At 64.2% G+C, this 9657-nt stretch carries 10 protein-coding genes and 1 pseudogene; 8 read left to right on the top strand and 3 right to left on the bottom strand.

The window, feature by feature from the left end:
* The first annotated feature begins 86 nt into the window (after nucleotides 1-86).
* Genes AADZ90_RS18205 through AADZ90_RS18190 form a run of 4 tightly spaced genes read left to right on the top strand, consistent with a single transcriptional unit; the run spans nucleotide 87 to nucleotide 3623 of the window.
* Nucleotides 87-848, top strand: a complete 762-nt coding sequence (locus tag AADZ90_RS18205) for an SDR family NAD(P)-dependent oxidoreductase (protein ID WP_367312049.1) — start codon at nucleotides 87-89, stop codon at nucleotides 846-848.
* Entirely contained in the window at nucleotides 845-1801 is a 957-nt protein-coding gene (locus tag AADZ90_RS18200) for a nuclear transport factor 2 family protein (RefSeq protein WP_367312042.1), read from the top strand. Before AADZ90_RS18205 ends, AADZ90_RS18200 begins: the two co-directional genes overlap by 4 nt.
* Nucleotides 1798-2916, top strand: a complete 1119-nt coding sequence (locus AADZ90_RS18195) for a cobalamin-independent methionine synthase II family protein (protein WP_367312041.1) — start codon at nucleotides 1798-1800, stop codon at nucleotides 2914-2916. Before AADZ90_RS18200 ends, AADZ90_RS18195 begins: the two co-directional genes overlap by 4 nt.
* The gene (locus tag AADZ90_RS18190) at nucleotides 2916-3623 is read left to right on the top strand and encodes an alpha/beta fold hydrolase (protein WP_411997088.1); all 708 of its coding nucleotides are present in this window, start codon (nucleotides 2916-2918) and stop codon (nucleotides 3621-3623) included. Before AADZ90_RS18195 ends, AADZ90_RS18190 begins: the two co-directional genes overlap by 1 nt.
* Here AADZ90_RS18190 and AADZ90_RS18185 read toward each other — a convergent pair.
* From AADZ90_RS18185 to phaZ, 3 genes and pseudogenes are all read right to left on the bottom strand, one after another.
* Entirely contained in the window at nucleotides 3620-3805 is a 186-nt protein-coding gene (locus AADZ90_RS18185; protein ID WP_367312038.1) for a hypothetical protein, read from the bottom strand. The two genes, AADZ90_RS18190 and AADZ90_RS18185, sit on opposite strands and share 4 nt — an antisense overlap.
* Before the next feature lie 28 nt (nucleotides 3806-3833).
* A pseudogene (locus AADZ90_RS18180) lies at nucleotides 3834-3992 on the bottom strand (Hint domain-containing protein); the annotation flags it as partial.
* Between the two features lie 195 nt (nucleotides 3993-4187).
* Entirely contained in the window at nucleotides 4188-5459 is a 1272-nt protein-coding gene (phaZ, locus tag AADZ90_RS18175) for a polyhydroxyalkanoate depolymerase (RefSeq protein WP_367312037.1), read from the bottom strand.
* A 129-nt stretch (nucleotides 5460-5588) separates the two neighbouring features.
* Here phaZ and AADZ90_RS18170 point away from each other — a divergent pair, with 129 nt between their 5' ends.
* From AADZ90_RS18170 to AADZ90_RS18155, 4 genes are all read left to right on the top strand, one after another.
* Entirely contained in the window at nucleotides 5589-7397 is a 1809-nt protein-coding gene (locus AADZ90_RS18170; protein WP_367312036.1) for a PHA/PHB synthase family protein, read from the top strand.
* Nucleotides 7398-7561: 164 nt separating this feature from the next.
* Nucleotides 7562-8008: a phasin family protein gene (locus AADZ90_RS18165; RefSeq protein ID WP_367312035.1), complete on the top strand. Its 447-nt coding sequence runs from the start codon at nucleotides 7562-7564 to the stop codon at nucleotides 8006-8008.
* A gap of 158 nt (nucleotides 8009-8166) precedes the next feature.
* Nucleotides 8167-8706: a polyhydroxyalkanoate synthesis repressor PhaR gene (phaR, locus tag AADZ90_RS18160; protein WP_367312034.1), complete on the top strand. Its 540-nt coding sequence runs from the start codon at nucleotides 8167-8169 to the stop codon at nucleotides 8704-8706.
* Nucleotides 8707-8709: 3 nt separating this feature from the next.
* Complete coding sequence (locus AADZ90_RS18155) at nucleotides 8710-9657, top strand: LysR family transcriptional regulator (protein ID WP_367312033.1); 948 nt, start codon at nucleotides 8710-8712, stop codon at nucleotides 9655-9657.

The following is a 9657-nucleotide window of genomic DNA, read 5'->3' as shown; positions in this document are numbered from 1 at the left end:
AGAGGCCCGGCACGCGCGAAATGCGACTCCCCCGCCCGCCCGGGCCCCCGCGCCCGGCGGGGGGCGCCCCTAGGGTCCGCCCCGAGATGGATCGTGATTTGCCGATAACGCCGTCCTTCCGGCTGGACGGAAAACGTGCGCTGGTGACCGGCGCCTCGCGCGGGATCGGCTATGCCTGCGCGGCGGCGTTGGCTGAGGCGGGCGCGTCGGTTGTCATGGCCGCGCGCGGGGCGGAGGAGTTGGAGAGCGCGGTCGAGGCGTTGCGGCATCGCGGCTACACGGCGGAAGCCTGGCTGGTCGATATCACCGATGTCGAGGCGGTGCGCGCGGGCGTCGCGCGGCGGGGGGCGTTCGACATTTTGTGCAACTCGGCCGGGACGGCGCGGCATGGGCCGGCCGCGGAGACAGTGCCGGAGGATTTCGACGCGGTGATGGGCGTTAATCTGCGGGCGGCTTATTTCGTCGCTCAGGCCGTTGCCAAGGCAATGCCGCAGGGCGGGTCGATCCTGCAGATCTCCAGCCAGATGGGGCATGTGGGTGGGGTGGATCGCGCGGTTTATTGCGCCTCGAAACACGCTGTCGAGGGGATGACCAAGGCAATGGCGATAGAGTGGGGGCGACGGGGCATCCGCGTGAATACGATCTGTCCGACCTTCATCCGGACGGAGTTGACCGAGGGGACGTTTGCCGATCCCGGGCGGCGGGCCTGGATCGAGGAGAAGATCAAGCTGGGCCGGGTCGGCGAGGTCGAGGATATCATGGGGGCGGTCGTGTTCCTTGCCTCGGACGCGGCGGCGATGATCACGGGGACCGCGCTGATGGTCGATGGCGGTTGGACGGCGGGATGAAGGGGTTCGATCCGAAATTCCGGGACTTTCCCGACTACATCCTGAAGATCACCAAGGAGATCTGGGAGGATCGCGGGCTGGGGGCCCGGATGAAGGACTATTACCATCCCGAAGTCGTCGTGCGGACGCCCTGGGGGATCTCTGTGGGCGAGCCCGCGATGACGGCCGCGACCATGGCGACGGTGGTGGAATTCCCGGATCGGGAATTGCTGGGCGAGGACGTGATCTGGTCGGGTGATCCGGAGGCCGGGATGCTGTCGTCGCACCGGATCTATTCACGCGCGACCCATGGGGGGTCAGGCCTCTTCGGGGCGGCGACAAGGCGACCGATCGGGATCTACGCGTTGGCTGATTGCTATGCCAAGGACGGGCAGATCAGTGACGAGTGGCTGATCCGGGACAATGGCGGTCTGGTGCGCCAGATCGGAGAGGAGCCGCGCGATTGGGCGTTGCGTAAGGTCGAGCAGGGGATGCGGGCCTTCACCGCCGATCAGGATCGGGCCGGCCCATATTCCGGGCGGGGGAACGAGCATGCGCTGGGGCAGCGGCTGGCGGAGTTGCTGGAGCGGTTGATGGCGGCCGAGTTCTCCATCATTCCCGAAGCTTGGGACCGAGCGGCGGAGCTGCACTATCCGGGCGGCGTCGAGGGTCACGGCTGGCGCGATGCGGACCGGGCTTGGCTGGGACTGCGGGCGGCGTTTCCGTCGGCGGAGTTCACCGTGCATCACGTGATCGGGCGGGAGGATCCGATGATGGCGCCCCGGGCCGCGGTGCGGTGGTCGCTCGACGGCCTGCATGATGGTTGGGGGGCGTTCGGGGCGCCCTCGGGTGCGCGGGTCCATGTGATGGGGATAACCCAAGCGGAGTTTGGGCCATGGGGCCTGAGGCGGGAATGGACGCTGTGGGACGAAACGGCGATCTGGATGCAGATCCACGCGGGAGGTGCGGCATGAGTGTGAAAGTGACCCATGCGGGCAGCCTGCCGCGAGGCCAGGCGGTGGTGGATCAGATCTTTGCCCGCGAGCGCGGAGAGGCGGTCGATCCGGCCCGGTTCGAGGCGGTGATGGAAGAGGCCGTGGGCGCGGCGGTGCAGCGACAGGTGGAGACCGGCGTCGATATCGTCAGCGACGGCGAGATGTCGAAGATCAGCTACGCGACCTATGTGAAGGATCGCTATACCGGGTTCGACGGGGACAGCCCGCGGAACCCGCCCGGTGATCTGAAGCTCTTCCCGTCCTTCATGAAACGGCTGGCCCAGGATGGCGGCACGCCGAAATATGCGCGGCCGATGTGCGTGGGCGAGGTTCGCTCGAAAGGGCAGGGGGAGCTTGAGGCGGATATCGCGCGGCTGAAGGCGGCGATGGCGGCGCATGGGGCCGAAGCGGGGTTCATGAACGCGGCGTCGCCGGGCGTGATCTCTCTGTTTTTGCAGAATGACTTCTATCCCTCGCGGGAGGCGTATCTGGCGGCATTGGCCGACGCGATGGCGGCGGAGTACCGGACGATCGTCGAGGCGGGCCTGATGCTGCAGCTGGATTGCCCGGACCTGGCGCTGTCGCGGCACATGCTGTTCAGCGATCTGAGCGACGAGGAATTCTTGGGCGTTGCCGAGGCGAATGTGGAGGCGCTGAACGGCGCGCTGGACGGGATCGATCCGGCGCGCGTGCGGGTGCATATCTGCTGGGGCAATTACGAGGGACCGCATGTCTGCGATATCGACATGGACAAGGTCTTTCCGGTGCTGATGAAGGTGCGGGCGTCGCATCTGCTGTTCGAGACGTCGAACCCCCGTCATGGGCACGAGTGGACGGTGTTCCGGGACCGGCGGGAGGAGATTCCGGACGACAAGGTGCTGGTGCCGGGCTGTGTGGATACGACGACGAATTTCGTGGAACATCCGGATCTGGTGGCCCAGCGGGTCGCGCGGTTTACCGATATCGTCGGGGCGGACCGGGTCGTGGCCGGGTCGGATTGCGGGTTCGGAACCTTCGCGGGCTTCGGCGCGGTTGATCCGGAGATCGCCTGGGCCAAGCTTGGCGCCCTGGCGGAAGGCGCGCGGCGGGCGTGATGGAACCGGTCGTCCTTCTGCCGGGGCTGATGTGCGACGCGCGGCTGTTTCAGCCGCAGATCACGGCCCTGTCGCAGGTGACGGGGGTGATGGTCGCGCCGATCACTGATGGCGAACGGGTGGAAGAGATCGCGAGCCGGGTGCTGGATCTGTGCCCCCGGAAGTTCGCCCTAGCGGGCCTGTCGATGGGTGGCATCGTCGCGATGGAGGTCATGCGACGCGCGCCCGAGCGGGTGACGCGGATCGCGCTGATGGACACCAACCCGATGGCCGAGACGCCGCAGGTCGCGGCGGCGCGCGAGCCGCAGATCGTCGCGGCGCGGGCCGGGCGGCTGGAGGACGTGATGCGCGAGGAGATGAAGCCCAACTACCTCGCCCCCGGGCCGCAGCGGCGGGAGGTGTTGGAGGTCGTGATGGCCATGGCGCGCGATCTGGGGCCCGAGGTCTTCGTGCGCCAGTCGCGGGCGCTGCAGCGGCGGCCGGACCAGCAGGCCGTGCTGCGGAAGGTGAAGGTGCCGGCGCTGATCCTGTGTGGAGAACACGACGCGCTCTGCCCCGTGAAACGTCACGAATTCATGGCGGAACTGATCCCCTACGCGCAGCTCACAGTGGTGCCGGGGGCCGGGCACCTGCCGACATTGGAACAGCCTGAGGCGGTGACGGAAGCGCTGCGCGGCTGGCTGCGCCAGCCGCTGGTTCTGACCTAAGACACTTTGGCGAGCGGCGTTGCGCCGTCGAGAAGCGCCCGGCCGTCGTAAGCTCGCAGAAGCGGACGGGCAGGGGCCATCATCGCAAGCGATTTGATCGCGCCATCGAAGAAGGCTTCGGCCAGCACGCGGTTCGCGTTGAGGATCGCATTGTGATCCAGGGTCAGATGATAATACGTCACGCCCCGCCTGTGGCACCGTTTGTGCAATGCCCTCATACCTGTCGAAGGCGAGCGCGGGGCCGAGCACCCCAGGTTCGCCGAACATCAGTGCGGCCCGGGCATCCTGGATCAGCAGGCGGTGTCGGGGCGAGACCTGAAGGTTGCTGTTTGCGCCAAGCTTTCCGGCGGGGATGCGGATCGGTGCGATGTTCGGGTGTCGAAGACCAGGTTTCCGTTGCTGTTACCGCCACCGTCGCCGAACGTCAGATTGTCCGGACTGAAAGCCAGGAATTGCTGCTGCGCCTTTTTTGCCACTTGTTACTGCCTGCCCCGCCGGCGCTATGGAAGGGGTTTGTGACCTAGCTAAACAGCAATCGTGGCGAACCGGTGGGTTCCGAGAGCTTTACGCAGCGGCGTTACTGTTGGCGGCACGCTTTCGCATTTTAGGGGTGTTTGTATCAATGAAATCAAGCACAAGTGGACGAATATTGTTGCGCCACGACCGGCCCGCGAAGATGCCGTAATGGCCAGCGCCGGGTTCGACATGGGCCGCTTTCTTGTCCTCAGGCAAGCCGGTCAGAAGAGCGAGGGCAGCAAGGCATTGGCCGGGGGCCGAGATATCGTCCTGCTCGCCTTCGACGATCTTCACGGCGACATCTGTGATTTTGGAGATGTCGGCATGCTTGCCATCTACCATGAAAGCGTTTTCGGCAATCTCGCGCGCCTTGAAGATGCGTTCGACGGTGGAAAGGTAGAACTCGGACGTCATGTCCATCACGGCGAGATATTCGTCGTAGAAGGTGTTGTGACGGTCGCGGTCGGAGGCCTCTCCCTTGGCGGTGCGCAGGATCTGGTCGGTAAAGGCCTTGGTGTGCTTGTCGGCGTTCATCGACATGAAGGAGGCGAGTTGCAGCAGGCCCGGATAGACCATGCGGCCGACGCCTTCGTACTTGAAGCCGACGCGCTGGATCATCGTCTCTTCCAGCTGGCCCATCGTCACGCGGCGGCCGAAATCGGTGACCTCCGTCGGGTTCGCGTCGGGGTCGACCGGGCCGCCGATCAGGGTGAGGGTGCGGGGCTGTGCCTCGGGATTGTCCTTGGCAATGATTGCCGTCGCGGCGAGCGCGAGGGGGACGGGCTGGCAGACGGCGATGATGTTCAGATCGGGGCCGAGATGCTGCATGAACTCGACAAGGTAGCTGGTGTAATCCTCGACATCGAACTTGCCTTCGGAGACGGGGATGTCGCGGGCATTGTGCCAGTCGGTGATATAAACCTCGCAGTCGGGCAGGAGACTGATCACGGTCGAGCGCAGGAGTGTGGCGTAGTGGCCGGACATGGGCGCGACCAGCAGCACCCGGCGCTTGGAAGGCGGGCGGCCGCTGATGTTGAAGTGGATGAGATCGCCGAAGGGGCGCGACAATTCCGTTTCGATCTCGACCACGTGGTCGCAGCCGTCGGGGCCGGTGATCGAAGGGATGCCCCAATCGGGTTTGGCGACCATGCGCGCGAAGGCGCGTTCGGTAACCTCGCCCCAGGCGCGCATCCAGGACAGGGCCGGCACGGGCAGCAGGGCTGTGGCCGGGTAGGAGGCGAAGGCCAGAGCGGAGGCGCCGAGCCACTGGTTAGTGTTGCGCAGGCTTTCCATCAGGTCGTACGTGGCCATGTAGCGCATCGTTTACTCCTTCGGCTGTCCGTTGAGTTTGACGGGCTGGCCTGCTAGCGTTTTCACGACATCAGGACAGTGCGGAGATGTGCCGCGACTGCGATGCTGCGGGTGCGAAATTAGGGCGGGGAGGGCCTTATGACAACCGATAACTCGGACGTGCCCGGCGGAAACCTGGAAAAGCTGGAGCAGAACATCACGCGGATCGAGGAGCTGACACAGCGCCTGATCGCCGCGATGAGCAGCAAGCGGGCGGTGCCGAATGCCCTGCAGGGACCGAGCCAGGAGCTGTATATGAAGGCCGCTGCGGCCTATTTCGCCGAGATGATGAACAACCCGGCGAAGATCATCGAACATCAGGTCGGCTATTGGGGCAAGACGCTGAAACATTATGTCGATGCCCAGCACAAACTCGCCCAGGGCAGGCTGGAGCCGGCCGCCGACGAGACGCCGGAGGATCGCCGGTTTTCCAATCCGCTGTGGGACACGCATCCCTATTTCAACTTCGTCAAGCAGCAGTATCTGCTGAACTCGGAGGCGATCGAGCACGCGGTGCAGGGTATCGACGGGCTGGATCCGCGCGAGAAGAAGCGGCTCGATTACTTCTCGCGCCAGATCGTGGACATGTTCAGCCCGGCGAACTTCCTTGGCACCAATCCCGAGGCCCTGGCCCACGCGGTCGAGACGGACGGGCAAAGCCTTGTGGACGGGCTGGAGAACCTCGTGGCGGATCTGGAGGCCAATCAGGGCGACCTTCAGGTTACCCTGGCCGACAAGGACGCCTTCAAGGTGGGCGAGAATATTGCGACCACCGAAGGCAAGGTCGTCTACCGCAACCGCCTGTTCGAGCTGATCCAGTACGCGCCGCGGACCGAGCAGGTGCATACGACGCCGCTGGTGATCTTCCCGCCCTGGATCAACAAGTTCTACATTCTCGACCTCAAACCCGAGAACAGCCTGATCCGCTGGATCGTCGATAAGGGCTTTACGCTCTTCGTCGTGAGCTGGGTGAATCCCGACCCGAGCTATAAGGACGTGTCGCTCGATAGCTATGTCGAGGAGGGGTATCTGGAGGCCATTCGCGAGGCGAAGGCCATCTGCGGCGTCAAGAAGATCAACGTCGTCGGCTATTGTATCGCCGGGACGACGCTGGCGTTGACCCTGTCGCTGCTGAAGCACCGGGGCGACAAGAGCATCAACTCGGCCACGTTCTTTACGACGCTCACGGATTTCTCGGATCAGGGGGAGGTGGGCGTCTTCCTCGACGATGACTTCGTCGACGGAATCGAGGAAGAGACGGTCGAGACGGGGATCCTCGACAGCTTTTTCATGCAGCGGACGTTTTCGTTCCTGCGGTCGAATGACCTGATCTACCGGCCGGCGATCAAGAGCTACATGATGGGCCAGGCGCCGCCCGCTTTTGACCTGCTCTACTGGAACGGGGACGGGACGCATCTGCCCGCGAAAATGGCGGTGCAATACCTGCGGGAGCTCTGCCAGGAGGACCGGTTTGCGACCAACGGGATCGAAATCCTGGGGGAGCGTCTGCATCTTAAGGATGTGGAGGTGCCGCTTTGCGCGGTGGCCTGCGAGACGGATCACATCGCCGCCTGGATGTCGAGCTATCGCGGCGTGCAGCAGATGGGATCGAAGGACAAGCGGTTCATCCTGTCCGGGTCGGGGCACATCGCGGGGATCGTGAATCCCCCGACGAAGATCAAATACGGGCACTGGTCGGGCGCCGATATCGCGCTGCCGCCGGAGGAGTGGAAGGACGCCGCCCTGCACCGGGACGGGTCGTGGTGGCCGCTTTGGGGCGAGTGGCTGGCAGAGCGGTCAGGGGCGAAACGGGCGGCGCGCGTGCCGGGAGACAAGGATCATCCGAGCCTTGCGGAGGCGCCGGGCACCTATGTTTTGAAGGCGTCCGAAGAGGTTCGCCCCACGTAACCCCCTGATTTCGCTGCAATAGCAAATTTTCTTTGCTGCGGTGCAGAAAATCCTTGAAATGCTGCGGTGCAGCATGTATCTTCGTCTTAACGAATTTGGAGGGAATGGCCGAACCGGGTGGGCTGGCGGCATTTTCTGCAAGAGGTGAGAAAGGAAGACCACCAATGGCTAAGACACAAGATTTCACGACTGTCATGAAAGACATGATGGGTGCATTCCCGGTCGACACGAAGGCGATGGAAGATGCGTTCAAGACGCAGGCCGCGCTGAGCGAGAAGATGAGCCACGTCGCGCTCGACGCCGCTGAGAAGTCGACCGAGATCTCGTCCAAGTGGACGAAAGAGACGATCGCCAAGATGGGCGCGCTGACCGAAGCCAAGTCCGACCCGGCCGACTACGCCAAGTCGATGACCGATTTCGCCTCTGCCTGGGCCGAGAGCGCTGCCGAGCACATGGCCGCCTTCGCCGAAGTTGCGAAGAAGGTTCAGATGGACTCGGTCGAGCTGATGCTGGCCGCTGGCAAGGACGTGTCCGAGGACATGACCGCCATGGCGAAGAAAGCCACCAACGACATGACGGCTGCTGCCAAGAAGGCGACGGCTGCCAAGTAATCTGACGCTCATATCGTCCTCCTCCCTGACGATGTGATCACTGGGCGGGCCTCGCGGCTCGCCCTTCTTTGTTTGCGCTCTTCCTTTTTTATCTGGGCGGGCCTAGGCTTGCTGCGATGCCGAAAGATGTCGGCACGGACGCGTGAAGGGAGTGCCCAGTGGCCGAGACCGATACCCCGCTTCTGATCAAGCGCTATGCGAGCCGGCGGCTCTATAACACCGAGACATCGGATTATGTGACGCTCGAGGATATCGCGGGGTTCATCCGCGACGGGCGCGAGGTGCAGATCGTCGACCTCAAATCCGGAGATGATCTGACCCGGCAATACCTGCTGCAGATCATTGCCGAACATGAATCGCGCGGCGAGAGCGTGCTGCCCATCAACGTGCTGAATGACCTCGTGCGGAGCTATTCGACGCAAGCCGTTTCCGTGGTGCCGCAGTTTCTGGCGATGAGTTTCGATATGCTGCGCGACGGGCAGTCGAAGATGATGGAGAACATGGGGTCGATGAATCCTATGTCGAAGATGCCCGGGTTCGAGGCGATGCGGGCGCAGCAGGAAGCTTTCATGAAAGCGATGACCGGCGGGTTGATGGGCAGTTCGGGGCCCGAGCCGGAGGCAACGGATGAGGACCTGGACGACATCAAGAAGCAGCTGTCGGAGTTGCAGGCCAAGCTTGCCAAGATGAGCAAGTAGGCGATGGCCGACAGCGCCGGACGGATCACGCTCTGGGGGGTTGAGGTGTTCGTCGCGACGGCGGAAGAGCGGTCGATTTCGGCCGCGGCGCGGCGGTTAGGGGCATCGCCCGCAACGGTGTCGCAACAGATTACCAACCTCGAAGGCGTGGTCGGGACGGTGCTGCTGGACCGGACGGCGCGGCCGGTCGTGCCGACGGCGGCGGGGCAGATGTTCCTGCGGCGGGCCAATGTGATCCTGAACGAGGCGGCGCAGGCGCGGGCGGAACTGGCCTTGGCGGATTATGCGCGGCTGACGCGGCTGCGGCTGGGGGTGATCGAGGATTTCGATGCGGATGTGACACCGCGGCTGCTGGCGGGGCTGGCGGAGAAGATGACGGATTGTCAGTTCCTGCTGGAGACGGGGGCGTCGCACCGGTTGATGGATCTTCTGGATACACGGGCGCTGGACGTGGCGGTGGTGGCCGATCAGGGGGATGCGCCCGAGTGGGCGGAGGTGCATCCGGTGCTGGAAGAGCCCTTCGTGGCGGCCATTCCGAAGGGCTATGCGGTGGAGGAATTGCGGGACAAGCCGTTGATTTCCTATACCTCACGGCATGTCATGGGCCGCCAGATCGCCGCGCATCTGCAGCGGGAGGGGTTGGTGCTGTCGCACCGGTTCGAGCTCGACAGCTATCACGCGATCCTCGCCATGGTGGCGGAGGGGCTGGGTTGGTCGATCCTGACGCCGCTGGGCTGGCGACGAGCGCAGCGGTTCCGCGACCGGGTTTCCGTGGTGGCGCTGCCGTTCGGGCAGCTGTCGCGCCGTATCTCGTTAATCGCGCGGAAGGATTTGCTGGGCAAGATCCCGACGCAGATGGCAGAGCAGCTGCGGCGGGAGATCGAGGTTGGCGTGGTGGCGCCGTCCCGGGCCGAGATGCCTTGGCTCGGGGAGGCGATGCGGGTTCTTTAG

The sequence above is a fragment of the Aestuariibius violaceus genome (assembly GCF_040779325.2).
In the GTDB taxonomy this organism is placed as follows: Bacteria; Pseudomonadota; Alphaproteobacteria; order Rhodobacterales; family Rhodobacteraceae; genus Aestuariibius; species Aestuariibius violaceus.
Note: the sequence above shows the minus strand (reverse complement) of the source record. Positions and strands in the feature narration are given on the sequence as shown.

Coding starts and splice junctions, on each gene's coding strand:
- AADZ90_RS18205 (WP_367312049.1), top strand. CDS start 87: ATGGATCGTGATTTGCCGATAACGCCGTCCTTCCGGCTGGACGGAAAA.
- AADZ90_RS18200 (WP_367312042.1), top strand. CDS start 845: ATGAAGGGGTTCGATCCGAAATTCCGGGACTTTCCCGACTACATCCTG.
- AADZ90_RS18195 (WP_367312041.1), top strand. CDS start 1,798: ATGAGTGTGAAAGTGACCCATGCGGGCAGCCTGCCGCGAGGCCAGGCG.
- AADZ90_RS18190 (WP_411997088.1), top strand. CDS start 2,916: ATGGAACCGGTCGTCCTTCTGCCGGGGCTGATGTGCGACGCGCGGCTG.
- phaZ (WP_367312037.1), bottom strand. CDS start 5,459: ATGCGCTACATGGCCACGTACGACCTGATGGAAAGCCTGCGCAACACT.
- AADZ90_RS18170 (WP_367312036.1), top strand. CDS start 5,589: ATGACAACCGATAACTCGGACGTGCCCGGCGGAAACCTGGAAAAGCTG.
- AADZ90_RS18165 (WP_367312035.1), top strand. CDS start 7,562: ATGGCTAAGACACAAGATTTCACGACTGTCATGAAAGACATGATGGGT.
- AADZ90_RS18155 (WP_367312033.1), top strand. CDS start 8,710: ATGGCCGACAGCGCCGGACGGATCACGCTCTGGGGGGTTGAGGTGTTC.